Raw genomic sequence first — 24,575 nt, 5'->3', positions numbered from 1 at the left:
GACACCCGCCATCTGGCCATGCTCTGCGGCCAGTTCGACGGCCATCTGCGCCAGATCGAGTCCCGTCTCGGCATCAGCATCGCCGCGCGCGGCAACCAGTTCCTGCTCAGCGGCCCAGCGGCCGCCGTGACCGCGGGCGAGCGACTGCTGCAAAGCCTCTACGCCGAGCTCTGCCAGGGCGTGGGCCTGAGTCCGGAGTCACTGCACCTGCAATTGCAGCAGGCGGGCGTTGAAGTGCTCAGCGAAGAGCCCGGTGGTGCCCCCGTCGAAGCCATTCAGGTGATCCGCACCAAGCGCGCCTCGGTGAAGCCCCGCGGCAAGAACCAGCAGGGTTACGTGCGCACTATCAAGCAGCACGACATCAATTTCGGCATCGGCCCCGCGGGCACCGGCAAGACCTATCTCGCCGTGGCCTGCGCTGTGGAGGCCCTGCTGGAGGAGCGTGTGCGGCGTATCCTGCTGGTGCGCCCTGCCGTAGAGGCCGGCGAGAAGCTCGGCTTTCTGCCCGGCGACCTGAGCCAGAAGATCGATCCGTACCTGCGCCCCCTGTACGACGCCCTGTACGAGATGCTGGGTTTCGAAACCGTCAACAAGTTTATCGAGCGCAACATCATCGAAGTGGCTCCGCTGGCCTTCATGCGCGGGCGCACACTGAACAACTCCTTCATTATTCTCGACGAGGCGCAGAACACCACCCGCGAGCAGATGAAGATGTTCCTCACCCGCATCGGCTTCGGTTCCACGGCGGTGATTACCGGCGACGCCACGCAGATCGACCTGCCCAAGGGCATCCAGTCAGGACTCACCCACGCGGGCAATATTCTCGCCGAGGTCGAAGGCATCGGCTTTACCTGGTTCGGCAACAAGGATGTGGTGCGCCACCCCATGGTGCAGCGCATTGTCGAGGCCTATGACGCGTTTGAGGACAGGGCGACCACCCTCGACAAGACCCGGCCATGAGCAGCCACATCGACATCCAGACGGCCTGTAGCGAGCCGGTTCCCGAGGAAGACGACTTAAGGAACTGGCTGCACACCACCCTGCAGGGCCGCGCGCCCAGCCCATCACCGGAACTATGCCTGCGCCTGGTGGGCGAAGATGAAATGGCCCACCTGAACCAGAGCTACCGTGGCAAGCAAGGCCCGACCAACGTGCTTTCCTTCCCCGCTGACCTGCCGGAAGGGTTGGGGCTGGCACTGCTCGGAGACATCGTGATCTGTGCCCCGGTAGTGGCCCGGGAGGCAGCCGCGCAGGGTAAGTCCCTGCAAGCGCACTGGGCCCATATGGCGGTACATGGGGCATTGCACCTGTTGGGCTACGACCACGTTGCAGCGGCCGAGGCCGCCGACATGGAAGCCCTTGAAACCGCCATCCTGGCCACGCTTGGATTTCCCTGCCCCTACCCAGACACCGTCTCCGAGGAGCCCGTTACCCCATGAGCGAAGATCGATTTGGCAGCGAGTCAGGAGACCGCTCCTGGCTCGAAAAAATAGCCTTGCTGTTCTCGTCAGAGCCGCACAATCGCCGCGATCTGGAGGGCGTTCTGGCGATCGCCGCCGAAAACGAAGTGATCGACCAGGACGCGCGCAGCATCATGGAAGGCGCCATGAAGGTCAGCGACATGCAGGCCCGCGACATCATGATCCCGCGCGCCCAGATGGTGGTGATCAAGGCAGACTCGACGCTGGAAGAGATCTTGCCGCAGATCATTCGCTCTGCCCACTCGCGCTACCCAGTTGTGGGCGAGAGCCCGGATGACATCCAGGGCATACTGCTGGCCAAGGATCTGCTGCCGGAAATCCTCAACAAGGATCACAGCGAGTTCCGCATGGAAACGCTGCTGCGCCCCACGGTTGTGGTGCCGGAAAGCAAGCGACTGAACGTGCTGCTGCGGGAGTTCCGGGAGAACCGCAACCACATGGCTATCGTGATCGACGAGTACGGCGGCGTTGCAGGCCTGGTCACCATTGAGGACGTGCTGGAGGAGATTGTCGGAGATATCGAAGATGAAACCGATGTCGACGAAGACCATTTCATTCGCACCATCGGCGACGGCGACTACTTCATCAAGGCACTGACCCCGATCGAGGAGTTCAACGAGCATTTCCGCACGACCTTCAGCGACGAGGAATTCGACACCATCGGCGGCCTGGTAATACAGGCTTTCGGGCACATGCCGGCGCGCAATGAGGTCACCTGCATCGATAACTTCGAATTCAAGGTGATCAACGCGGACCAGCGCAAGATCCACAGCCTGCGCATGCGGCCACTGAGCAGTTGAACCATGCCTGAACACGGCCTGCGCCCGGCCTGGGTAGCCCTGCTGACACTGCTGGCCGGCGGCCTGGTCACCCTCTCATTCGCCCCCTTCAACCTCTGGCCTGCGGGCATCGCCAGCTGCGCCCTCTACTGCTACCTGCTCAGCACCTGCACACCACGACAGGCCCTGTGGCGCGGCTGGCTGTTCGGCGTGGGCCTGTTCGGCAGCGGTGTGTCCTGGGTTTACGTCAGCATTCACGTCTACGGTTATGCCAGCGTACCGCTCGCTGCGTTACTCACGGTGCTGTTCTGCGCCGGGCTCGCGCTGCTGCACAGCCTTTTTGCCTGGTGCTACGCGCGCTGGGTGCGTCCCCTGCCCGGCGGCATGCTGGCCGGTTTCGGCGCACTGTGGGTGCTGTTCGAGGGCTTGCGCAGCTGGCTGCTGACGGGCTTCCCCTGGCTTTACCTGGGCTACGGCCATATCGATACCTGGCTCGCAGGCTGGGCGCCCGCGGTGGGCGTGTATGGCCTGTCCTTCGCGGTGGCGGTGAGCGGTTCCTGCCTGTTCCTGGCCTGGCGCAACCCAAAGCCTGCAGGCCTGCTCACCTACCTCACCGTGGTGGCCATCCTGTGGCTCGGCGGGCGCACCCTGGGCACCGTGGAGTGGGTCGTTCCCGCCACCGAACAACCCCTGCGCGTCGCGTTGTACCAGCCCAACATCCCACAGGCGCTGAAGTGGCAGCGGGATTATTATCCGCGCATTCTGGAGCAGCACAGCAGCGCTATTGTGGCGCAGGCCGACCACGACATTGTGGTCTGGCCGGAATCTGCGCTGCCGCGCTTCTACCAGCAGGCCCGCGACTACCTGGATCCGGTAGCCGCGGGCTTTGCCAGCCGCAACAGCACCCTGATCACCGGCATTCCCTGGCGGGAGCCGGGCAGTAAAGACTACTTCAACAGCATTGTCGCACTCGGCGCCGGCAGCGGCGTGTATCACAAACAGCGCCTGGTGCCCTTCGGCGAATACGTGCCGCTGGAGCACTGGCTGCGCGGCCTGATCGCCTTCTTCGACATGCCCATGTCGAGCTTTTCCGCCGGCCCACCGGGACAGAGCCTGCTGTTGGCGGATGGCGTGCGGGTGGCGCCCTTTATCTGCTACGAAATCGTCTACCCGGGGCTGGTCGCTCGGGGCGCACGCAACGCGGACGTACTGGTGACGATCAGCAACGACAGCTGGTTCGGCGCCTCCATCGGCCCGCTGCAGCACCTGCAGATGGCGCGCATGCGTGCATTGGAGAGCGGGCGCTATCTGCTGCGCGGCACCAACAACGGTGTATCCGCCATTATCGACCACCAGGGCAGGATCCTGCAGCGCAGCCCCCAGTTTGAGGAAGCGCTGCTCAGCGGCGAGGCCCACATCATGCTGGGCAGCACGCCGGCAGCCATCTACGGTCCGCGACCCGTGCTTGGCGGTTGCGTGCTGCTGCTGTTGCTGATGCTGGTTGTGTACCACACGGTGTGGCGCGAGCGGGACTGAACACCGCACACAGAAAGCGCCACTGACACTGGAATATTCGTCTGCGGTTTGGTAAAAAGCGCCCCTTTCCACCAAACCGGAGCCCACTGCATGCTGAAACAGGCCTGTGCAGCGCTGCTTTTGCTCAGTGCCAGCGGCACCCTGCAGGCAGAAAGCGCTTTCCCTTCCACCTACACCCCGCTCATCTCAGCTCCCACGCTGCTGCGTAACGCCACCCTGCTCACGGGTGAAGGGCAGCGGCTCGAACAGACCGATCTGTTGCTCGAGAACGGCAGAATCGCCTGGGTAGGCAACGGTGATGTCCCACCCGGCACCCGGGAAATCGATGCCTCTGGGCGCTGGATCACACCGGGGCTGATTGACGTGCATTCCCACCTCGGTGTTTATCCCAGCCCCTCTGTCGATGCACACCAGGACGGCAACGAAATGAGCGACCCTGTGACCGCGAACATCTGGGCCGAACACAGTATCTGGCCGCAGGACCCGGGTTTCGGCAAGGCTCTCGCCGGCGGGGTCACTGCCCTGCAAATCCTTCCCGGTTCGGCCAACCTGTTCGGCGGCCGGGGCGTCACGCTGAAGAATGTCTACAGCACCAGCTACCAGGGCATGAAATTCCCCGGGGCACCCCATGGCCTGAAGATGGCCTGCGGCGAAAACCCCAAACGCGTGTATGGGCAGCGCAACAAGCTGCCCTCCACCCGCATGGGCAACGTCGCCCACTACCGCGCCGAGTGGATCGCCGCGCAGGACTATATCGATCGTTGGGCTCGCTACGAAGCGCAGCTCGCCGCCGGTGACGAGGAAGCGACCGCACCATTGCGCGACCTCAAGTTGGAAACCCTGGCCGGGGTGCTGCAGGGCGAGATCATTGTCCACATGCACTGCTACCGCGCGGATGAAATGATGACCATCCTGGCCCTGGCCGAGGAGTTCGAGTACCGCATCGGCACCTTCCACCACGCTGTCGAAGCCTACAAGATTGCCGACGAACTGGCACAGCAGCAGGTCTGCGGCGCGCTCTGGGCCGACTGGTGGGGCTTCAAGATGGAAGCCTATGACGGCATTCAGGAGAACATCGCCCTGGTGGACCGCCCGCCGGGGGGGTGCGCGATCGTGCACTCGGATTCTCCTGAAGGTATCCAGCGGCTTAACCAGGAGGCGGCCAAGGCCATGGGCAAGGGCCGCCGCGCCGGCATGGATATCGCTCCTGAACACGCGATTGCCTGGATCACCTCCAACGCCGCACGCTCACTGGGTATTGAGCACATGACCGGCAGCCTGACCCCGGGAAAGATGGCCGATGTGGTTGTGTGGAGCGACAACCCTTTCAGTATCTACAGCAAGGCAGACCTGGTGTTCATCGATGGGGCCCTGCTGTATGACCGCAAGGACCCCGCCCGGCAACCGGTGTCCGACTTTGAGTTGGGGCAGCTGCAGGAGGTGCAGCCATGAATGGATTCAAATGGATCGTCGCCACACTGCTGCTCTGCTGCCAGGCCGCGGCCGCCGGCAACACCTTACTGATTCGCAATGCCCTGGTACACACGATGACCGATGCCGGTACGCTGCCCGCTACGGACATCCTGATTCGCGACGGGCGCATTGCGGAACTTGGCAATCATCTGCGGGCGCCCGCAGACAGCACCGAGCTCGACGCCGCCGGACGACCAGTGACCCCCGCCCTGTTTGCCGGCATCACGGCGCTGGGGCTGAACGAAATCGATATGGTCTGGCCCTCTGTAGACTCCGCGGTCACTCAGGTGGGCTCACCACCCATGCGCCCCGAATTCAACGTGGTCAGTGCCTACAACCCGCACTCCAGCCCGATTCCGATTACCCGCATCGAGGGCTTCGGCTACAGCCTCCTCGGCGCAATGGCCGGTGGGTCGATCATCGGCGGCCAGGGACGCACCGTGGTTCTGGACGGCGGCTACCGGAGCTTCGTTGGCGAGCCCGTGCTCTTCATCGCGCTGGGCGAAAGCGCGTCCACTCTCGCTGGCGGTTCACGCGCCGCGCAATGGATGGTGCTGGAACAGGCCATCGCCGAGAGCGAATCGACGCCGCGTCACGGCGACCACACGCTGCTGACCCGAGAAGGCCGCGCCGCGCTGCACGCATTCCAGCGCAGCGGGACCGTGGTGTTCAGCGCACATCGCGCCAGCGATATTCTGCAGGTCATCGCGTTTGCCGAGCGCCACGGTTTGCGTGCCGTCATTGAAGGCGGTGCCGAAGCCTGGATGGTGGCAGACGCCCTGGCCGAGGCGCAGGTGCCGGTGCTGCTGGATCCCCTGCAGAATCTGCCCGACAGTTTCGACATGCTGGGCGCACGGCTGGACAACGCCGCAAGGCTGCACGCAGCTGGGGTGACAGTCAGCTTTTCCGGCGCCGGCACCCACCATGCGCGCAAGCAGCGACAGCTGGCCGGCGTTGCCGCGGCCAATGGCCTCGGGCCCGAAGCCGCGCTGGCCGCACTGACACGCAATCCGGCGGAGATATTCGGGTTTCCCGGCGGCCGCCTCGAACGCGGCGCCCCGGCCGACCTGGTAATCTGGAGTGGAGACCCGCTGGAGCTGGTGGAATCGGCCGAGCAGGTGATCCTCGGCGGCCGCCTGCAGCCAATGCGCAGCCGGCAGACGGAGCTGCGCGATCGCTACCTGACAACCGCCACATCGCTGCCCCGAGCCTACACGCACTGAGACCGGCAGCCCCTGCGGGTGGCCAGGCCACCCGCGATTCCCGCCCCTAGCTACTGCGCTGGCATGGACACGACAAAAATACCCCGCAACTCGTTGACCCCGTAACCGACCGCCTGATCGTCGGGGTAACGCGCCCGCAGCGCGGCCTGTGTCTCGGCCTGCAACTCCACTCCCGGCCTGCCGTGACACTGCAGACACAGGCCGTTGGTGACGATCGGATAATACGCCACGACCTCATGCTTCACCCGCTGCACGGCGGGTGCCGGTTCGGTGCCTGCCGCGAGCGCAGACCGCGCCGTTGCCATGTAGGCCAGCTCCGCGGCAGTGGCCGCATTCGCGGGGTTGCGTGGGCGATCACTGACGCGTCGAACCGCAACGCCCTGTTCCGCCGCAGCCCCTTCGGTCAGCGGAATCGCATTGTCGTGACAGAAATCGATGGCCGCGACCGGACCGCCGGCGCTGATAGCCTGCTTGAGGCTACTGCCGAGGGTCGACTTGGCACGCATCGCAACCTCTCTGCCGCGGCGCAGGTAATCCGCGTCTGTCACCAGCGTCGATTGCCCCAGGCGCCGACGCTGCTGCTGTTCGGCCTGAAAATGCTGTTCGAACCAGCCCGGGGCCTCCAACGCACTGTGGTAGATGTAGTAGGCAATCTCCTCCACCATCACCTGGTCAAAAGGCATCTTGGGCATCAGGCCAAACCGGTCGATGGCACCGGGCATGCGCGCATTCTCCGCGGAGGGATCCTGCACGAAACTCACCAGACGATCCCGGAAAGCCTTGTAGGAGGTTCCCGGCTGAATGTAATGCTTCTTGATCGCCGCCATGGGCGGCGCCACGCGGTTTCCTGCAGACGCATCAGGGCTATGACAACTGAAGCACGCCGACTCCAGCGCCTGAAAGCCCGCTGTTAGTCGGGCCTGATCCAGCGCCGCGTCGGCCGACCGCCCGGCGACCTCCACAGTGTTCTGTGCAGCGCTTGCCAGGGGTACGACGCAGGCACCCAGAAACACCATCACGCAAAGCCTCATATTCACATTGCCTCCTTCTTCCGTGTGCTCACGGCAGCAAAATCCAGCGTAACAGAGCCGATACAGTGCCCACCACCAGCACACCGCAGAGCCAGAGGCCTATAAACCAGGCCCATTTTCTGCCCAGGCTGCCCTCTTCAGGCCGCGTTTCAATGTCGCGCATCAGTGATAGCCTCCGTCGCCATGACGCACTTTGCCGCGGAAAATCCAGTAGGAATACGCGGTGTAACCGAGTATGAGCGGCAACATGATCACTGCGCCCAGCAGCATGAAGAGCAGGCTGGAATCAGGTGCAGCGGCTTCGTGGACGGTAATCGCGCGGGGCACAATATAGGGTGTGAAGCCTACACCGAGGCCGATAAAACACAGCCCCAGAAGCCCCAGGGTCGCCGGGTAGATCACCGCATCCCGCTGCCGCTGGATGCCCCAGGCCACGAGGCCCGCGATGCCGATCGTGAGCAATGGCACGGGTGCCAACCAATAAAAATGGGGCAATGTGAACCAGCGCGCAAAGATGTCAGGAGACAGAAACGGCGTCCACAGACTGACCACGCCGACAAAGAAGAACGTGCCCATGGCGGCTCTTTTAACCAGACGGTACGCCTGCTGGCGTAGCGCTCCATCCGTTTTCAACACCAGCCAGCCAGCCCCCAGAAGGGCGTAACCCGCACACAGCGCCACACCAACCGTGAGTGTAAAGGGGGTCAACCAGTCCCACCAGCCGCCGGCATAGGCGCGCCCTTCAACTTCAATGCCCTGGACAAATGCGCCCAGAACAACACCCTGCATAAAGGTTGCAACGACGGAACCGAAGACAAAGCTGGCGTCCCATATCCGCTCATGCGCCTTGTCGCGCCAGCGGTATTCGAACGCCACGCCGCGAAACACCAGTGCCAGCAACATGACGATAAATGGCGCGTACAACGCGGGCATGACAACCGCGTAGGCCAGTGGGAACGCGGCAAACAGGCCGCCACCGCCAAGGATCAGCCAGGTCTCATTCCCGTCCCAGACCGGCGCAACCGTGTTCATCGCAGTATCCCGGTCCTGGTCCGTGGCAAGGAATGGAAATAGCAGACCAATTCCCAGATCGAAACCATCCAGCGCCACGTAGATAAAGATGCCCAGAGCCAGCAGTCCGGCCCAGATCACGGGTAAATCCAACATATCAGGCGCCTCCTTTGCTGGCAGCTGTTTTCAGGGAGGCCACGGGGGTTGTGCCTGCAGCACGCAGCGGAGCCCCCGCCTCGGGCCCCTGACCATCAGGCGGTGCATGCATCATGCGAATAATGTAATAGGTACCGGCCCCGAACAGGGCGAAATACACGACGATGAAGGCCAACAGCGAGGCCGCTACCGCAGGTGCATCCACAGGTGCGAGGGATTCGCTGGTGCGCAGAAGCCCGTACACGGTGAAGGGCTGCCGCCCGACCTCAGTCACAATCCAACCCGCCAGCACAGCGACAAAGCCGGAAGGGCCCATCCACACGGCAGCGCGCTGCAACCACCGCGTGTCGTACAGTCGGCCACGCAAGCGCAGCCAGGCGGAATACACACCGATCAGTGCCATCAGCGTGCCAATAAACAGCATGACCCTGAAAGACCAGAACACCATCCCGACCGGTGGCCTGTCCGCTACCGGTACGTCAGTCAGGCCCGGAGTCTCACCGTTGATATCGTGGGTGAGCACCAGTGCAGACGCGTAGGGAATGCCGAGCTCAAACGTGTTTTCCTCTGCCGCCGCATCAGGCCAGGCCAGCAGGAGAAACGGTGCACCGGTCTGTCGCTGCCAATGCCCTTCCATGGCGGCTACCTTGATGGGCTGATGCTCAAGTGTGTTGAGACCGTGCAGGTCGCCGGCAAAAATCTGCAGCGGTGCGACGAAAGTCGCCATCCACATGGCCATTGAGAACATCTTGCGCGCCTCCGGGTTAGCCGTGTCCCGCAACAGGTGCCACGCCCCAACACCACCCACCACGAACGAGACGGTCAGGTACGAAGCCAGCGTCATGTGGACCAGACGATACGGAAAGCTGGGATTGAAGATTATCGCCAGCCAGTCTTCGGGCACAAACTGCCCGAGCGCATTCATGGCATGGCCCGTGGGCGTTTGCATCCAGCTGTTGACCGACAGGATCCAGGTTGCTGACAAGAGCGTGCCAAACGCAACCATGGCTGTGGCGAGGAAATGCAGCCGCCGACCTACGCGCTCCATGCCAAACAGCATGATGCCCAGAAATCCCGCCTCGAGGAAAAACGCTGTCAGCACTTCATAGGCAAGCAACGGGCCAATGACCGGCCCTGCCTTGTCAGAAAATACACTCCAGTTGGTCCCGAACTGGTAGGACATCACCAGACCGGACACCACGCCCATGCCAAATGCCACGGCAAATATCCGCAGCCAGTATTTGTACAGGTTCAGATACACGGGGTTGTCCGTCTTCAACCACAGGGCCTCCAGCACCAGCAGATAGCTGGCAAGGCCAATGGAAAACGAGGGAAAAATGATGTGAAAGGACACAGTAAAGGCAAACTGGATTCGCGCAAGCATCGATGCGTCGAAAAATTCAAACACGGTTAACCCCTTGCTTCGGCATTAAGTGATATTTAATATAGTATTTATAATTCGGCCGACATAAGCAACCACTAATATAAATTTTTCAGGAGTCGCCGCTATCCGCCTCACTGCCTACACCAACTATTCCCTGCGCATTCTCATGTATTGTGCCAGCCACCCAGGGCGGCTGGTGCGCATCGCCGACATCGCAGCCGCCTTCGATATCTCCAGAGCCCATCTGCTGAAGTCCGCACGGCATCTGGGGCAACTGGGCTACCTGTCGACCATGCGCGGACGACATGGTGGCATTCAACTGGGGATGGCCCCGGAGCGGATACGGGTTGGCGAGGTGGTGCGGAAACTCGAGGACAGCGGCGACTTTGTAGAGTGCTTCAACCCCGCCACCAACAGCTGCCCGCTGGCAGGAGCCTGCAAGTTAACGGGGCTTTTCCACCGGGGCGTGGAGGCGTTCTACCGGGAGCTTGATGATACAAGTCTCGCTGATCTTGTCGGCGATGGGGCTGCACTGCGCGACCGACTGCCTCTGCTGCACCTCGCCTGATGTGCGGCGCGGGCTGCACACCCCGCACCGCGGCCTTCGCCGCCCGCACTGAATACTGATAGAATCGCGTTTTTTTGCACCGGACCCGCAGCCGCCACATGCCGGCTGCCAGGGGCCCCGTGCCCGGACCAGTTGAGTACACTGAAGCAATGGACCCCCATTACCAGCCCAAAATCCTCGAACAGGCGGCCCAGGAATACTGGCAGACCGAGCAGAGTTTTGCCGTGCACAAGGATGACAGCCGGGAGAAATTCTACTGTCTCGCCATGTTCCCCTACCCCAGTGGCAAACTGCACATGGGCCACGTGCGCAACTACACCATCACCGATGTGATTTCCCGCTATCAGCGCATGCTCGGCAAGAACGTACTGCACCCGATGGGCTGGGATGCCTTCGGGTTGCCGGCCGAAAATGCGGCCGTGCAAAACAATACGGCTCCCGCCGCCTGGACCTACAAGAACATCGCCTATATGAAAGGCCAGTTGCAGAGCCTGGGATTCGGCTTCGACTGGTCGCGCGAGCTCGCCACCTGCCAGCCAGCCTACTACCGCTGGGAGCAATGGTTCTTCACCCGGCTCTACGAAAAAGGGCTGGTGTACAAGAAAATGGCCACGGTCAACTGGGACCCGGTGGACCAGACCGTGCTCGCCAACGAGCAGGTGATCGACGGCCGCGGGTGGCGCTCCGGCGCGCTGGTGGAGCGCCGGGAGATTCCCCAATGGTTCATTCGCATCACCGCCTACGCCGAGGAACTGCTGGCGGACCTTGAGCAACTGCCACACTGGCCGGAACAGGTCCGTACCATGCAGCGCAACTGGATCGGCAAGAGTCGCGGGGTTGACCTGGGCTTTGACCTCACCGCCCCGGTCGCCGGCATGGAACGCATCGAGGTATACACCACGCGGCCCGACACGCTGTTCGGCGTCACCTACATGTGCCTCGCCGCCGAGCACCCCGTCACCCGCGCCCTGGCAGAGGACAACCCGCAGTTGCAGGCCTTTATCGAAGCCTGCAAGACCCAGTCCTCGGCAGAGGCCGATATGGCCACCATGGAAAAGCGCGGACTGGATACGGGGCTGCGCGCCATCAACCCGCTCAACGGTGAACAGGTGCCCGTGTGGGTGGCCAACTACGTGCTGATGGACTATGGCTCGGGTGCGATCATGGCAGTACCGGCGCACGACCAGCGCGACTGGGAGTTTGCCCGCACCTACAACCTGCCGATACGGCCCGTGATAGCCGCAGAAGACGGCGCCGAAGCCGACCTCAGCCAGGCCGCGGCCACCGTCAAGGGCACCTTGATCAACTCCGGCGAGTTTGACGGTCTGACGTCGGAGCAAGCGTTTACGGCCATCGCCGACCGGCTGGAACAAGCCGGGCGCGGTCGGGTCACCACGAATTACCGGTTACGTGACTGGGGCGTTTCCCGACAGCGGTACTGGGGGGCGCCCATCCCGATGCTCAACCTGCCCGAGGGCGGGGAAATTCCGGTACCAGCGCATAAATTACCGGTACTGCTGCCCGAAGACGTGCAGATGGACGGCGTTATCTCACCGATCAAGGCCGACCCGGCGTGGCGCCAGGACGAGCTCGACGGCAGGCCCGTGGAGCGTGAAACGGATACCTTCGACACCTTCATGGAGTCCAGCTGGTACTACGCCCGCTATACCTGCCCCGATTTCGAAGATGGCATGCTGGACCCGGAGCTGGCCAATTACTGGCTTCCGGTTGACCAATATGTCGGCGGCATTGAACACGCCATTCTGCATCTGCTGTATGCCCGGTTCTTCCACAAGCTGATGCGTGACGAAGGCCTGGTCACCTCGAGCGAGCCCTTCGAACGCCTGCTCTGCCAGGGCATGGTGCTGGCGGAATCGTTTTACCGGGAGGGCCCCGGTGGCAGCCGGGTCTGGGTGGCACCGACCGATGTCGAGGTCGAGCGCGATGAGCGCGGACGCGTGGTGCGCGCCGTGGAGCGCATTACCGGCGAGGCCGTAATCTCCGGTGGCGTGACCAAGATGTCGAAGTCCAAGAACAACGGTATCGACCCACACTCCGCGGTTGAGACCTTCGGCGCCGACACGGTGCGCCTGTTCACCATGTTTGCGGCACCGCCGGAGCAAACGCTGGAGTGGCACGATGCCGGTGTCGAGGGCGCCAGCCGCTTTCTGCGCAAGCTCTGGAAGCTGGTGCATGCACACCTCGAAGCGGGCGCAGTGGCGGGCCAACCCGCGGCAGTCTCCGGCGACGCGGAGCGGCAGCTGCGTCGCAAGACCCACGAAACCATCGCCAAGGTGAGCGACGACTACGGTCGCAGGCAGACTTTCAACACGGCGATCGCTGCCATCATGGAACTGTGCAACGACATCGCGCGACTCGACCAGTCGCACGCCGAGGCGCGCAGCGTTGTGCGCGAGGCCCTGCAGGCCGTGGTACTGATGCTCAGCCCCATTGTGCCTCATATCTGCCACCACCTCTGGCCGCTGCTGGATGGTACCGGCCCGCTGCTGGACGCACCGTGGCCTGCTGTGGATGAGTCCGCGCTGGTGCGCGACAGCATTGATATGGCGGTACAGGTCAATGGCAAGGTCCGCGCACAGATTTCCGTGCCGGCGGACGCGGACAAGGCTGCGGTGGAGGCAGAAGCCATGGCCCAGGACAATGTACAGCGCTTCCTGGAGGGGGTGACCGTGCGCAAGGTGATTGTGGTGCCCGGGAAACTCGTTAACATAGTGGCCAACTGATGGCCGGGACGTTACCCATGGTACGCATAGCATCGACCCTGTTTCTGGCCATCCTGCTGAGCGCCTGCGGTTTCCAGCTGCGGGGCGCTGCCAGCTCCACCGGACTCCCCGCCGAGTGGCGACAGCTGCACCTGGAAACCGGCAGCCCGAACAGCGAATTCACCCGGGAGCTCCGCTCCCGCTTCTCCGCCAACGGCATCGAATGGGTGGACCGCAAGGACGCCGCCTATATCCTGCAGCTAGAGCCTGAGCGCTTCAGCCAGCGCAATCTGTCGCTCACCCGAGAGGCGCGGGCGGCGGAGTTCGAGCTCACCCTGCAAACCCGCTTTACGGTGCGCGCACCGGACGGGTCGATCGCTATGGAACCCTCGGAGGCCTTAGTCACCAAACAGATGGAAAACGATCCCAGCAATGTCGTGGGCAAAGCGGAAGAAATTCGCATCCTGCAGGCGGAGATGCGGGGCGAACTGGCGCAACAGATTCTGCGCCGGATCGGATTCCACGCCGCTGCCCAATAATGCAGCTCAAGGCGGAGCAACTCGCCAAACACCTGCAGGACAAGTGCCTGCCCGTTTACCTGCTGACGGGCGATGAGCCCCTGCTGCTGCAGGAGTGCGCCGACCTGGTGCGCAGCGCGGCGCGCGCCGCCGGATGCACGGAGCGCGAGGTGCTGGATACAGCACCCAAGGACTTCAGCTGGGAAGCCCTGCTGCACAGCGCCGCGGAAATGTCCCTGTTTGGCGAGCGCAAGGTGATTGAGCTGCGTCTCCCGGACGGCAAGCCGGGCGCCGAGGGCAGCAAGGCGCTCTGTGCCTACCTGGAGCAGGCCAGCGGCGACGACGTACTCCTCGTCATTAGCGGCAAAATCGACCGCCAATCCCAGAACAGCAAGTGGTTCAAGGCGCTGGAAAAGGCCGGCGCCGTGGTTCAGGTGTGGCCTGTGACCGCAGGTGACATGCCCCGCTGGCTGCGCCAGCGATTGGGCCAGGCGGGTCTGGGCATCGATGAGGATGCGCTGGAGCTGCTGGCCGAGCGCCTCGAGGGCAATCTGTATGCCGCCGTGCAGGAAGTCGAGAAGCTGAAACTGCTGGCCGGCGGGGATAACGTCAGCCTGCAGACAGTCACTACCGCCGTGCTGGACAACGCCCGCTACAACTTGTTTTCCATGGTCGATACCGCGCTGGCCGGCAACCCCACAGCGACCTTGCGCATGCTGCACGGCCTGCGTGCCGAGGGCACCGATGCCGTGCCACTGCTGTGGGCGGTGGCGCGAGAAATTCGCACGCTGTATGCCCTGCAGCTGGAGATCGAGGCAGGCCAGCCGCTGAGCACCGTACTCAACAGTCACCGGGTGTGGAAGAGCCGCGAAGCGGCTGTAACCCGCGCCCTGCGACGCCACAGCAGCCGTACCCTGGGCGACCTGCTGCAGGATGCACTGCAGGTGGATGGCAGCATCAAGGGCTATGCCGCCGGTGACCCCTGGGATCGCCTGGATCGCCTCCTGCTGACCCTCGCCGGCTGATCTCCCGTTCCGGCCACACGGCCGCTGCCGGCCTTGCGCCAGATCAAGACACCCCCCGGACGCCTGTGCTTTGATAGCCTTGTTCCTGCACCAAAAAACCGGCAAAGAGCGAGAAGACCATGACAGAGCGGTTTGCAACAGCTGAAGCCTGCGTCGATTACACAATCGCCAGGCTGGGTAAAACACTTCGACTCGGCGCCCCGCTCGGTCTGGGCAAACCGGTGCAGCTGCTCAATGCATTTTTCCGGCGTGCCGAGCAGGACCCGGACATCGAGCTGCATATCTATACCGCACTCTCGCTGGAAGTGCCCAAGCCCGCCAGCCACATCGAGGCGGAGCTGGCCGGCCCCATTGTGCAGCGTATTTTTGGCGACTATGAACCGCTGGCCTATATGGAGGCCCAGCGCGCCGGCGGCCTGCCGCCCAACATCCAGGTGAGCGAGCTGTACTTCAAGGCCGGCGCAATGAAAAACATGCCCGCGGCGCAGCAGCAGTACATCTCCAGCAACTACACGCACATCGCCCGCGACATGATGGCCGCCGGGGTGAACGTGCTGCTGCAGCTGGTGGCCGCGCGCGATACAGACGAAGGCCTGTCACTCAGCCTGTCCTGCAATCCGGATGTGGCGCTGGATGTCATTCGCAACAAGCGCGCACAAGGGCGGGATGATTTCCTCTGTTTTGCCCAGGTGCACCGGGACCTCCCCTTCATGCGCCATGATGCAGAAGTACCCGCCACCCTGTTCGACGGGGTTGTTGAAAACCCGGGATACCACCGCACTCTGTTTGCGGTGCCCAACACCGCTGTGCCCGCCGCGGACTACGCCACGGCGCTGCATGCCAGCACGCTGGTGGTGGACGGCGGTACCCTGCAAATCGGTATCGGTGCCCTGGGCGATGCGGTTGCCCATGCGCTCATCCTGCGTCAGCAACAACCCGCCGCCTGGCAGGACGCAGTCGACAGGCTGACCCGTATCGACAGCGGCTGCCAGACCGAACACGGCCCGTTCGAGCAGGGCCTCTACGTCTCCACAGAGATGTTCGTCAACGGCATGCTGCACCTGATGGAAGCCGGGGTCGTGAAGCGCCGGGTCTACGACCTGCTCGCGTTACAACAGGGTTTGAATGACGGGTTGATTTCAGAAGACGTCGATGCTCGCCTGCTGGACTATCTGCGCCGCTGCAATGTGCTGCCCGGGCAGCTGACTCCGGAGTGCCTGCAAAGCCTGCAGTACTGGGGCATTCTGCCGGACACGCTGCAGATCAACGACGGTGTGCTGTCATTGCAAGGTGCCACTCTGGCCAATGACATGGATAATCCTGCCACGCGGGCCGCCCTCGTGAAAGCCGGAGAAGGACAGCGCTTGCGTCATGGCCGGGTGCTGCACGGCGGCTTCTTCCTCGGGCCGCGGGATTTCTACCAGAAACTGCGTGACCTGGATGACACCGGGCAGGAACGCATCTGCATGACCAGCGTACTGCGCACCAACCAGCTGTTGCTGGACTACCCGCTGTACTGCGCCCAGAGACGCCATGCCCGCTTCATCAACACCGGGATGATGGTCAGCCTGAGCGGCGCCGTCACTTCCGACGCGCTGGAGAACGGTACCGTGATCAGCGGCGTGGGCGGCCAGTACAACTTTGTCGCCATGGCCCACGACCTGCCCGGCGCCCGCTCGGTGCTGTGCATACGCAGCACCCGCGGCAAGGGCAAGGCACTGCGCTCGAATATTGTGACGCACTATGGGCACACCACCATTCCGCGTCACCTGCGTGACATCATCGTCACCGAGTACGGCATTGCAGACCTGCGTGGTCAGACTGACGCCGAGGTTATTCGGCGCCTGATCGCCGTCGCCGACAGCCGTTTCCAGCAGGAGCTGGCCGACTGGGCCATCAAACAGGGCAAACTGCCGGCAGACTACGAAGTGCCGGCGGCGGCGCGCAACAACACGCCCTACCGCATCGCCAAGGCCCTCAGTTCACACATCGCAGACGGACGCCTGCCCGCCTACCCCTTCGGCACCGACCTCACCCCGGAAGAGCTGACCCTGAGCGCCAGCCTGCGGCGCATCAAGGCACTCAGTGATGAGCCGGCGACATTCCTGCGGGAAGTCCTGCGCGCGCTGCTGCACCGCGGCGACAAGGAAGCCGCGAGACCCTGGCTGGAGCGCATCCACCTCATGCACCCCGACAGCAGTCGCGACTTTATCGTGCAGCAGCTCCTGATGTTGGAGCTGGAAGAACACGGGCTATTGAAAGTACGGTAGTATCGCGGCCTAAACATCGAAAAAGTGCCGCCGGGACCACTGCGTGTTCGAAGTCGTCTGTATTTCCTTTGCCTTCTTTTTTGGCCTGGCCGTGCGCCAGGTGGGGCTGCCGCCGCTGGTCGGCTTCCTCGCCGCCGGCTTTGCCATCAACCTGCTGGGACCCAGCCTCGGCATGCCCAGCAAAAGTGGCGACATTCTCAACCACGTCGCCCATCTGGGCGTGCTGATCCTGCTGTTCACGGTGGGCCTGAAACTGAAGCTGCGCCAGATCGCCCAGCCCCAGGTGCTCGGCGGTGCCTTGCTGCACTTCAGCATCAGTGTTGCGGTTTTCACGCCGGGGCTGCACCTGCTGCTGGAAACCGACTGGCAGACCTCTCTGCTGCTGGGCATTGCGCTGTCTTTCTCGTCCACTGTACTGGCCGCCAAGCTGCTCGAATCGCGCCGGGAGCTGGCGGTGTTTCACGGCCGTACCGCCATCGGCATTCTCATCGTGCAGGATATCATCGCCCTGGTAGTACTCGCCGTATTCAGCGGGCAGAGTCCCAATATCTGGGCACTGGGTATTTTCCTGCTGCCATTCGTGCGCCCCTTGCTGTACTGGCTGCTGGACTTCGCCGGTCACGATGAATTGCTGGTACTGATGGGCATGCTGCTGGCTCTGGTCATCGGCGGTATGGGTTTCACCGCCATGGGCCTAAGCTCCGAAATCGGTGCGCTGGTGATGGGTGTCCTGCTATCCAACCATCGTCGTTCACAGGAACTGGCCGAATCACTGTGGGGGCTGCGCGAGGTGTTCCTTGTCGGTTTCTTCCTGCAGATCGGCATGTCTGGCCTGCCGGATGCCGATGCACTGCTGTTTGCGCTGGGCGTAGGCCTGATGCTGCCGCTGAAGGGCCTGCTTGTAGTGGTCTAATGAAACCGGACACCAACATGGGTGGTAAAATTGCCACCAGAGAGGTGTTCAATGGCAAGACCAAGACGATCATTTTCAACAGAATTCAAGCGTGAGGCGGCTGCCCTGGTGGTTGATCAGGGGTATTCGATAGCCGAGGCCTGCCGGTCACTGGATGTCGGCGAGACGGCGCTCAGGCGCTGGGTCGACCAGTTCAGGGCCGAGCGTGGCGGCGTCACGCCCAAGACCAAGGCGCTGACCCCGGAGCAGCAACGCATCCAGGAACTGGAACGGCAGGTGAGCCGACTGGAGCGGGAGAAAGCGATACTAAAAAAGGCTACCGCTCTCTTGATGTCCGACGAGATGAATCACTCGCGCTGATCGACAAGTTAAGAGAGCATGAATCGGTCGATTTTATTTGCAGTACCTTCCAGATTCCGCGTTCCAGCTACTACGACTACAAGCAGCGACAGAAGATCATAGATGTTGATCGACTGCGGTTGCGCAGCCAGGTCAACAAACTGTTTAACGACAGCCGTGGCGCTGCCGGAAGTCGGAGTATCGTGGCGATGCTGAGGGATCGGGGTACGCACATTGGCCGATTCAAGGTTCGCGGTTTGATGCGTGAATCAGGGCTGGTTTGCAAACAACCGGGGCCGCATAAGTACAAGCAGGCGACGGTTGAGCGGCCGGACATTCCGAATCGTCTGGATCGGGAGTTCGATGTAGCGGACCCAGACCAGGTCTGGTGTGGTGATATTACGTATATCTGGGCCCAAGGACGCTGGCACTATCTGGCTGTTGTGCTGGATCTTCACCGGCGCCGTGTTGTTGGCTGGTCTATGTCGAGGCGTCCCGATGCCAATCTGGTGGCCGCGGCCCTGGACATGGCTTACGAGCAGCGAGGGCGGCCGGAAGGTGTGCTGTTCCACTCTGACCAGGGCTGCCAGTACGCCAGTCGCATCTTCCGACAGCGGTTATGGCGCTACCGGATGCGACAGAGTATGAGCCGCCGCGGGAATTGCTGGGACACTCAGTCTACTATGCTGATGAACATCATGCCGATCTGACCCGTGCTGGGATTGGCTCTTTATGCCTTTGCGTTGACCTGTCGATTGGTATTGATGTTCTCCGGGTGTATCCGGGCCTGGCGCTTGTGACCTAATAGGAGCTTTGTACTGCACCGTGAGTGTCCTGTCCTGCGACCAGAACTGGTGATGCCCCGATAATCAGGAGGCAGACCCATGCGAGGGAAACACATCGATAGCGAAGTCATCCTGGGGGTTGATACCCACCTGGATATTCATGTGGCAGCAGCGATAAATGGCGCAGGTATAATGGCATTGGAAACGAGCTGTGCTGTTTTACGCTCCACCTTCTGTATCAGCGTGAAGCGTGATTTACGCTCAGTCAGAGAGACGATCGCTTGCTGATGGCCTTTGCCAATAATTGTGTCGAGCTCCCAATCGCCAATACGGGAACGTAAATCAACCTCGGCGGGTCTCTCATCGATGCTGACGCGGTCGATCAACTGACCTCGACGGTTGTAACTGCCATAACGTTTGCGGCGCTGTTTCTGGCAGCGTAAGTGTTTAAAAAGGTCCCCGCCATTGGCTTTGTCCTGGAGGACAAACTGGTAAATCCATTCATGACTGATAGAAACTCTACAGAATGTCTTGAGCCAAAGGCTGATCTGTTCTGGGCTCCAATCGAGGGTAAGCAGGTACTCGACAGCGATCCAGGTCTCACTGTTAATACGGGGCTTGCTTTTCGCCACACGGCGTTCTTCAGCCAAGCGCTGAGCCTGTTTCGGGCGATAGCCTCGCAACCCTGTATTGCGCCGAATTTCGCGGCTGATGGTCGATTTGTTACGCCCCAATATCATGGCTATCTCGGATCGATCATGATTTGCTTTCAACAAGGCTGAAATTTGGTATCGTTCTTCTTGGGTAAGCTGTTTGTATTTCATTGTGCTCCTCTAACTTTGGTCGGTGAGAGAAAGCTCAATAGTACAGCAGCTTGCCCTCTAACCAACTCGTCAAGAGTTGCACTTACAAATGACGTACCGCTTCTCAGCGGTCTGCCAGTCCTCAGCAATTTCCATCAGTACCGCCGACACCAGTCGCAGGCAAGATGCCTCGTTGGGGAACAGCCGGGCCACACGGGTTCGCCGGCGGATTTCCTCATTCAATCGCTCTACCAGGTTCGTGGTCCGCAGCCTGCGCCGATGGGCGGGCGGTAGGCTGAACACGGTGAAGCCCTGCGGCAGTGCCTCCTCGGCCCAGTTCGCCAGCTTCGGCGCCGTCTTCTGGTAGCGCTCCACAAACATTTCCAACAGGCGCTCGGCTTCATGCTGATCTGGGGCGTTGAAGATCGCCCGGATATCCGCTGCAAGAGGTGAACGCATTGCCACTGAAGGTACATACTGCCCCGCGTTCTGTTGCAGATGGAACTGGCACCGTTGCCATGGCACGCTGGGGAACACCGCCCTGCGGGCCGCCTGGAGCCCTCGTGGGCGTCGCTGGCAATCAACTCGACGCCATACAGCCCTCGGTCCTTCAACGAGCTCAGGAAGGCTCGCCAATGCACCTCCGCCTCGGACAGGGACACGGAGCAGCCAAGGATATCCCGCCGACCCTCGGCATCCACGCCACAGGCGATCAGCACGGCGGCATCGAGCACCTGGCCACCCTGGCGGACCTTCTCGTACTGGGCGTCCAGCACCACGTAGCGATAGCGTCCCAGGTCGCGCTCGCGCCACGCGGTCAACAACTCGTCCAGTTCAGCAGCGGCCCGTGATACCTGAGTGGAGCTGACGTCCATGCCGCACAGCTCCTCGACGATCCGCTTCACGCGGCGCGTGGAGACCCCTTGGACGTACATCTCCGCGATGGAGAGCAGCAACGCCCGCTCCGAACGCAATCCCTTCTCCAGGCTCTGGGGGTAGAACTCACAGTCCCGGGTCTGCGGCACCTTCAGCGGCAATTCCCCGAGTCTGGTCTTGACGGTCTTGCCCTTGAAGCCATTGGCGTAGCCACGGCGGTCGTCTGAGCGCTCGTAGGGCCTGGCCCCGAGGTATTCGCTGCGCTCCACCACCATCGCGGCGTTCATCAGCACGGTGACTGCCTCGGCAACCCCGTCGAATCCATTGTCCTTGAGCAGTTCCACTGCATCGTAAATCGCACTATCCTGTGATTGCTGAGCCATTCAGTTTTTTCCTCTAGATTTGTAAATCGCCAAATTCACAATCGAAAGGATAACCGGGTGGCTCAGCTCTTCAACGCCACCGGAAAATTACAGAAAGAATGGTGCACTACCTTACAAATTGAATTCACGTTGCTTGGCACTCGATCTATCTCAGTTAGCTCAACAGGGTATTTAGATCTCATTGATTGGGCATCTTCATTGGGCCATATTCGGCGTGCGGGTGTTGAGGGAACAGGCACCTATGGGGCTGCATTGGCCGACGCGCTAAAAGGACATGGGATAACAGTTTTTGAAGTTAACCGGTCGGATCGGGCAAAGAGACGGCTACAAGGTAAATCCGACCCCACTGATGCAGAGAATGCAGCCAGGGCAGTTTTATCAGGTACGGCTACGGCAACACCGAAGAATCACTCGGGAGCATGTGAAGCAATGCGGATTGCTTCAGTTGCCAGACGAAGCGCTGTGAAAGCTAGAACGCAAGCGATAAACCAGATTCGCGCATTGCTGGTCAGTGCGCCACAGGACGTGCGTGAGAAATTATGGCGGGTTAAAGCCCAGGACTGCGTAAATGCCTGTTTGAGAATGCGTGGGCTGGGTATCACCCCCCACTTATCGACACTTGCCGTTGCTCTGAAATCCATCGCCAAGAGATGGCAGTTTCTGTCGAAAGAAGTGGCCCACCTGGATGCAGAACTAGATCGCTTAACAAGAATCCATGCGAGCAAACTGCGATCCCGGTTTGGGGTTGGGCCCAATACTGCTGCGACTCTCCTTTCTGTTGCCGGCGATAATCCAGATCGCCTGAAGAGTGAAGCTTCTCTTGCGGCGCTATGCGGTGTGAACCCGCTCCCAGCATCATCAGGTAAAACCGTTCGACACCGTCTAAACCGAGGGGGAAGCAGGGCAGCGAACAATGCACTTTGGACCATCGCCATGGTTCGCATGCGTAGTGATCCCAGAACAAGGGTTTATGTACAACGACGCACAGGGGAAGGGCTTTCTACCAAAGAGATTCATCGTTGTCTGAAGCGATATATTGCTAGAGAGTTGTATCCGATAATTACTGCGGAGCTGAGTGAGCTACAGGCCGTTTCTTGACATAGGAGCGTCAACGCTCCGATGGAGCGTCTCCTGCGCAGCCTGAAATCTGAGTGGGTGCCCGCTACGGGATATACATCGCTGACCGACGCCAAGCAGGATATTGGCCAATACCTGATGGGCTACTACAACTGGCAGCGACCGCATCAATACAACGACGGATTACCCCCTGCTGAAGCAGAGGAAAATCCTAAACTACTGTCCGGGATTAGTTGACCACTACAGCTGTTCTTCCTGTTGCTCACGGCGTTCCGCCTGCGCGCGCGCACCTCGTTCCTCGCCGCCATCAGCCTGACCGCCTACAGTGAGTTCGGCCTCATCGTCGCCGGGATACTGCTGCCCGAGTGGATTGTGCCGCTGGCCATAGCCGTGTCGGTCTCCTTCGTCATCGCGGCGCCATTGAACCGCACGGCTCATCGCCTTTACGCGCGCCTGGAACCCCGTCTGCAGCCCTTTGAGCGCATCACCATACACCCCGACGAGCAGCCCACCAGCCTGGGGGATGCGGACGTGTTGATTTTCGGTATGGGCCGCACCGGCACCGCCGCCTACGATCAGCTGAAAAAACAGGGGCTGCAACCCGCCGGGCTGGATGGCGATACCTACAAGGCACGGGCTCACGCGGAGGCCGGCCGCAACGTGGTGTTTGCCGATGCCGAGGACAGCAACTTCTGGCGCGGTGTGGATATCAGTCAGATCAAGGCCGCGGTACTGGCCATGGATGACATCGGCTCCAAGGTGGTAGCGGCGCGCAGCCTGCGCGCCAAGGGATTCACCGGGCCGATCATCTCCCACGCGCTGCACGAAGATCACGTCGAGCGCATCACCGACGCCGGGGCGACGCACACCTACCTCACCATGAACCAGGCCGGCATCGGGCTGGCTGACCGCACGGTCAATGTGCTGGAGGAGGCTCAGCCCGCGGAGGCTACGTCCACCGCCGCGGAGGCATCGCCGTAACGGGCTTCGATAGCCGCCCGGTGGCGAGGATCGATATTGACCTTGCTCAGGTCGCCGCGGATATGCGGCAGGGCCAACAGGCGAGGGTCCATGACCCGGTACCAGAGCCACGGAATGTAGGCGAGCAGATACATGCCGTAATAGCCGTTGGGCAACTCGGGAATGTCAGCGAAATTGCGCAGACTCTGGTAGCGCCGGGTGGGATTCGCGTGATGATCGGAGTGGCGCTCGAGGTGAAACAGCACGATATTGCTGAAGATATAATTCGCGTTCCAGCTGTGGTGCGGCTGGCAGCGCTCGTAGCGGCCATTGGCCTCGCGCTGGCGCAACAGGCCATAGTGTTCGATGTAGTTGGCGCTGGTCAGCTGAAACCAGGCCCAGACATTGTGTACAGCCAGGAACGGCACCATCACCCAGCCGAAGGCCAGTAACAGTCCACCCTGCAGCAGCAGGCTGATGGCGAAGGACTGCAGGATATCGTTGTGCAGGCTCCAGGGGCTTTTGCCAAGGCGTTGCAGGCGCTCGCTCTCAACCGCCCAGCCGCGCCGGAAAGCACCGGGGATCTCGCGCCAGACAAACCGGTAGATGGATTCGCCCATGCGAGCGCTGGCAGGATCCTCAGGCGTCGCCACATCGCGGTGGTGGCCGCGGTTGTGCTCAATGCAGAAGTGGCCATAGGCCGGCACCGCCAGCACGATCTTGGCCAGCAGCCGCTCCAGTTCCGGCTTCTTGTGCCCCAGCTCATGGGCAGTGTTGATGCCGAGGCCACTGTAGCTGCCGGCGGTGATTGCCATGACAATCACTGACCAGGCACTGAGTGGCTGGGTGCCCACGAACCAGGCAATGACGATGAGTACCACAAAGTGCATGGGCACTGTGAACCAGGTGAGCAGCCGGTAATAGCGATCGTCCTCCAGCTGCGGCACGATCTCCTCGGGCGGGTTGTTGGTGTCGGAACCCAGTGCGTAATCCAGCACGGGAATCACCAGATAGGAGAACAGCAGCGGCACCAGCAGCAGCCATTCGGAGCCCCAGTAAAAATACAGGCCGACGCCCAACAGGGGGAACAGCGGCATTAAGAGGGACGACATCCACAGGTAGCGCTTGTGGTCGGTGTATTCAATCAACCCCTGCTCGGGGTGTTGCAGCCGGTAGGTGACGCTCATTGCTCTATCCTTACTGTTATTTGCACGCAGTGTAGTACGGGAGCGGCCCGGGCAGACTTTCATTAAATGACATA

20 protein-coding genes and 3 pseudogenes are annotated in these 24,575 nt (G+C 61.6%); 16 read left to right on the top strand and 7 right to left on the bottom strand.

What is annotated here, in order from left to right; genetic code table 11:
* Positions 1 to 18: 18 nt before the first annotated feature.
* The 6 genes from R3E49_RS14140 (at position 19) to R3E49_RS14115 (ending at position 6,492) form a co-directional block, all read left to right on the top strand.
* Positions 19 to 960: a PhoH family protein gene (locus R3E49_RS14140; RefSeq protein WP_371295631.1), complete on the top strand. Its 942-nt coding sequence runs from the start codon at positions 19 to 21 to the stop codon at positions 958 to 960.
* A complete protein-coding gene (ybeY, locus tag R3E49_RS14135; RefSeq protein ID WP_371295620.1) occupies positions 957 to 1,439 on the top strand; it encodes an rRNA maturation RNase YbeY in 483 nt (160 codons plus the stop codon). The genes R3E49_RS14140 and ybeY overlap by 4 nt, the downstream gene beginning before the upstream one ends.
* Positions 1,436 to 2,281 carry an HlyC/CorC family transporter gene (locus R3E49_RS14130; RefSeq protein WP_371295619.1) on the top strand — a complete coding sequence of 282 codons (846 nt, stop codon included), beginning with the start codon at positions 1,436 to 1,438 and terminating at the stop codon, positions 2,279 to 2,281. The genes ybeY and R3E49_RS14130 overlap by 4 nt, the downstream gene beginning before the upstream one ends.
* A 3-nt stretch (positions 2,282 to 2,284) precedes the next feature.
* Positions 2,285 to 3,796, top strand: coding sequence for an apolipoprotein N-acyltransferase (gene lnt / locus R3E49_RS14125; RefSeq protein ID WP_371295618.1), 1,512 nt, complete (start codon positions 2,285 to 2,287; stop codon positions 3,794 to 3,796).
* Positions 3,797 to 3,886: 90 nt separating this feature from the next.
* Complete coding sequence (locus tag R3E49_RS14120; protein WP_371295617.1) at positions 3,887 to 5,248, top strand: amidohydrolase; 1,362 nt, start codon at positions 3,887 to 3,889, stop codon at positions 5,246 to 5,248.
* The gene (locus tag R3E49_RS14115) at positions 5,245 to 6,492 is read left to right on the top strand and encodes an amidohydrolase family protein (protein ID WP_371295616.1); all 1,248 of its coding nucleotides are present in this window, start codon (positions 5,245 to 5,247) and stop codon (positions 6,490 to 6,492) included. The genes R3E49_RS14120 and R3E49_RS14115 overlap by 4 nt, the downstream gene beginning before the upstream one ends.
* A gap of 50 nt (positions 6,493 to 6,542) precedes the next feature.
* Here the strand turns inward: R3E49_RS14115 and R3E49_RS14110 are convergent, their stop codons facing one another.
* The 4 genes from R3E49_RS14110 to R3E49_RS14095 are packed head-to-tail and all read right to left on the bottom strand — an operon-like array spanning position 6,543 to position 10,098.
* Complete coding sequence (locus tag R3E49_RS14110; protein WP_371295630.1) at positions 6,543 to 7,523, bottom strand: DUF3365 domain-containing protein; 981 nt, start codon at positions 7,521 to 7,523, stop codon at positions 6,543 to 6,545.
* Between the two features lie 28 nt (positions 7,524 to 7,551).
* A complete protein-coding gene (locus R3E49_RS14105) occupies positions 7,552 to 7,686 on the bottom strand; it encodes a hypothetical protein (protein WP_339638142.1) in 135 nt (44 codons plus the stop codon).
* On the bottom strand, positions 7,686 to 8,690 hold the full coding sequence (cydB, locus tag R3E49_RS14100) for a cytochrome d ubiquinol oxidase subunit II (protein WP_371295615.1): 1,005 nt from the start codon (positions 8,688 to 8,690) through the stop codon (positions 7,686 to 7,688). The genes R3E49_RS14105 and cydB overlap by 1 nt, the downstream gene beginning before the upstream one ends.
* 1 nt (position 8,691) lies before the next feature.
* On the bottom strand, positions 8,692 to 10,098 hold the full coding sequence (locus R3E49_RS14095; protein ID WP_371295614.1) for a cytochrome ubiquinol oxidase subunit I: 1,407 nt from the start codon (positions 10,096 to 10,098) through the stop codon (positions 8,692 to 8,694).
* Between the two features lie 76 nt (positions 10,099 to 10,174).
* On the opposite strand from R3E49_RS14095, the gene R3E49_RS14090 reads away from it, so the two are divergent.
* The 7 genes and pseudogenes from R3E49_RS14090 to R3E49_RS14060 all read left to right on the top strand — a co-directional run.
* Positions 10,175 to 10,642, top strand: a complete 468-nt coding sequence (locus R3E49_RS14090; RefSeq protein ID WP_371295629.1) for an Rrf2 family transcriptional regulator — start codon at positions 10,175 to 10,177, stop codon at positions 10,640 to 10,642.
* 149 nt (positions 10,643 to 10,791) lie between these two features.
* The gene (gene leuS, locus R3E49_RS14085; protein WP_371295613.1) at positions 10,792 to 13,386 is read left to right on the top strand and encodes a leucine--tRNA ligase; all 2,595 of its coding nucleotides are present in this window, start codon (positions 10,792 to 10,794) and stop codon (positions 13,384 to 13,386) included.
* A gap of 17 nt (positions 13,387 to 13,403) precedes the next feature.
* Positions 13,404 to 13,904, top strand: a complete 501-nt coding sequence (lptE, locus tag R3E49_RS14080; RefSeq protein ID WP_371295612.1) for an LPS assembly lipoprotein LptE — start codon at positions 13,404 to 13,406, stop codon at positions 13,902 to 13,904.
* Positions 13,904 to 14,908, top strand: coding sequence for a DNA polymerase III subunit delta (gene holA / locus R3E49_RS14075; RefSeq protein WP_371295611.1), 1,005 nt, complete (start codon positions 13,904 to 13,906; stop codon positions 14,906 to 14,908). Before lptE ends, holA begins: the two co-directional genes overlap by 1 nt.
* Positions 14,909 to 15,027: 119 nt before the next feature.
* Positions 15,028 to 17,178 carry an acetyl-CoA hydrolase/transferase C-terminal domain-containing protein gene (locus R3E49_RS14070; protein WP_371295610.1) on the top strand — a complete coding sequence of 717 codons (2,151 nt, stop codon included), beginning with the start codon at positions 15,028 to 15,030 and terminating at the stop codon, positions 17,176 to 17,178.
* Between the two features lie 43 nt (positions 17,179 to 17,221).
* Positions 17,222 to 18,091: a cation:proton antiporter gene (locus tag R3E49_RS14065; protein WP_371295609.1), complete on the top strand. Its 870-nt coding sequence runs from the start codon at positions 17,222 to 17,224 to the stop codon at positions 18,089 to 18,091.
* Positions 18,092 to 18,142: 51 nt separating this feature from the next.
* A pseudogene (locus R3E49_RS14060) lies at positions 18,143 to 19,101 on the top strand (IS3 family transposase); the annotation flags it as partial.
* Positions 19,102 to 19,373: 272 nt separating this feature from the next.
* On the opposite strand, the gene R3E49_RS14055 reads toward R3E49_RS14060, so the two are convergent.
* The gene (locus tag R3E49_RS14055; RefSeq protein WP_371295608.1) at positions 19,374 to 20,039 is read right to left on the bottom strand and encodes an IS30 family transposase; all 666 of its coding nucleotides are present in this window, start codon (positions 20,037 to 20,039) and stop codon (positions 19,374 to 19,376) included.
* A gap of 69 nt (positions 20,040 to 20,108) precedes the next feature.
* Positions 20,109 to 21,277, bottom strand: a pseudogene (locus tag R3E49_RS14050) (IS256 family transposase).
* A 57-nt stretch (positions 21,278 to 21,334) separates the two neighbouring features.
* Between R3E49_RS14050 and R3E49_RS14045 the strand changes: the two are divergent.
* The 3 genes and pseudogenes from R3E49_RS14045 to R3E49_RS14035 all read left to right on the top strand — a co-directional run bounded on the left by R3E49_RS14045 (position 21,335) and on the right by R3E49_RS14035 (position 23,335).
* Entirely contained in the window at positions 21,335 to 22,375 is a 1,041-nt protein-coding gene (locus tag R3E49_RS14045; protein WP_371295607.1) for an IS110 family transposase, read from the top strand.
* A 12-nt stretch (positions 22,376 to 22,387) separates the two neighbouring features.
* Positions 22,388 to 22,591: pseudogene (locus R3E49_RS14040) on the top strand (integrase core domain-containing protein); the annotation flags it as partial.
* Positions 22,592 to 22,612: 21 nt separating this feature from the next.
* Complete coding sequence (locus tag R3E49_RS14035) at positions 22,613 to 23,335, top strand: NAD-binding protein (RefSeq protein ID WP_371295606.1); 723 nt, start codon at positions 22,613 to 22,615, stop codon at positions 23,333 to 23,335.
* On the opposite strand, the gene R3E49_RS14030 is transcribed toward R3E49_RS14035, so the two are convergent.
* Positions 23,290 to 24,501 (bottom strand): alkane 1-monooxygenase, encoded by a 1,212-nt coding sequence (locus R3E49_RS14030; RefSeq protein ID WP_371295605.1) that lies wholly within the window; start codon positions 24,499 to 24,501, stop codon positions 23,290 to 23,292. The two genes, R3E49_RS14035 and R3E49_RS14030, sit on opposite strands and share 46 nt — an antisense overlap.
* Between the last annotated feature and the right edge of the window lie 74 nt (positions 24,502 to 24,575).

It is taken from the genome of Haliea sp., assembly GCF_041395985.1.
Lineage (GTDB): Bacteria > Pseudomonadota > Gammaproteobacteria > Pseudomonadales > Halieaceae > Haliea.
Note: the sequence above shows the minus strand (reverse complement) of the source record. Positions and strands in the feature narration are given on the sequence as shown.

Excerpts from the sequence above, each read along its gene's own strand:
- R3E49_RS14140 (WP_371295631.1), top strand. The coding sequence starts at position 19 with ATGCTCTGCGGCCAGTTCGACGGCCATCTGCGCCAGATCGAGTCCCGT.
- ybeY (WP_371295620.1), top strand. The coding sequence starts at position 957 with ATGAGCAGCCACATCGACATCCAGACGGCCTGTAGCGAGCCGGTTCCC.
- R3E49_RS14130 (WP_371295619.1), top strand. The coding sequence starts at position 1,436 with ATGAGCGAAGATCGATTTGGCAGCGAGTCAGGAGACCGCTCCTGGCTC.
- lnt (WP_371295618.1), top strand. The coding sequence starts at position 2,285 with ATGCCTGAACACGGCCTGCGCCCGGCCTGGGTAGCCCTGCTGACACTG.
- R3E49_RS14120 (WP_371295617.1), top strand. The coding sequence starts at position 3,887 with ATGCTGAAACAGGCCTGTGCAGCGCTGCTTTTGCTCAGTGCCAGCGGC.
- R3E49_RS14115 (WP_371295616.1), top strand. The coding sequence starts at position 5,245 with ATGAATGGATTCAAATGGATCGTCGCCACACTGCTGCTCTGCTGCCAG.
- R3E49_RS14110 (WP_371295630.1), bottom strand. The coding sequence starts at position 7,523 with ATGAGGCTTTGCGTGATGGTGTTTCTGGGTGCCTGCGTCGTACCCCTG.
- R3E49_RS14105 (WP_339638142.1), bottom strand. The coding sequence starts at position 7,686 with ATGCGCGACATTGAAACGCGGCCTGAAGAGGGCAGCCTGGGCAGAAAA.
- cydB (WP_371295615.1), bottom strand. The coding sequence starts at position 8,690 with ATGTTGGATTTACCCGTGATCTGGGCCGGACTGCTGGCTCTGGGCATC.
- leuS (WP_371295613.1), top strand. The coding sequence starts at position 10,792 with ATGGACCCCCATTACCAGCCCAAAATCCTCGAACAGGCGGCCCAGGAA.
- lptE (WP_371295612.1), top strand. The coding sequence starts at position 13,404 with ATGGTACGCATAGCATCGACCCTGTTTCTGGCCATCCTGCTGAGCGCC.
- holA (WP_371295611.1), top strand. The coding sequence starts at position 13,904 with ATGCAGCTCAAGGCGGAGCAACTCGCCAAACACCTGCAGGACAAGTGC.
- R3E49_RS14070 (WP_371295610.1), top strand. The coding sequence starts at position 15,028 with ATGACAGAGCGGTTTGCAACAGCTGAAGCCTGCGTCGATTACACAATC.
- R3E49_RS14055 (WP_371295608.1), bottom strand. The coding sequence starts at position 20,039 with ATGAAATACAAACAGCTTACCCAAGAAGAACGATACCAAATTTCAGCC.
- R3E49_RS14030 (WP_371295605.1), bottom strand. The coding sequence starts at position 24,501 with ATGAGCGTCACCTACCGGCTGCAACACCCCGAGCAGGGGTTGATTGAA.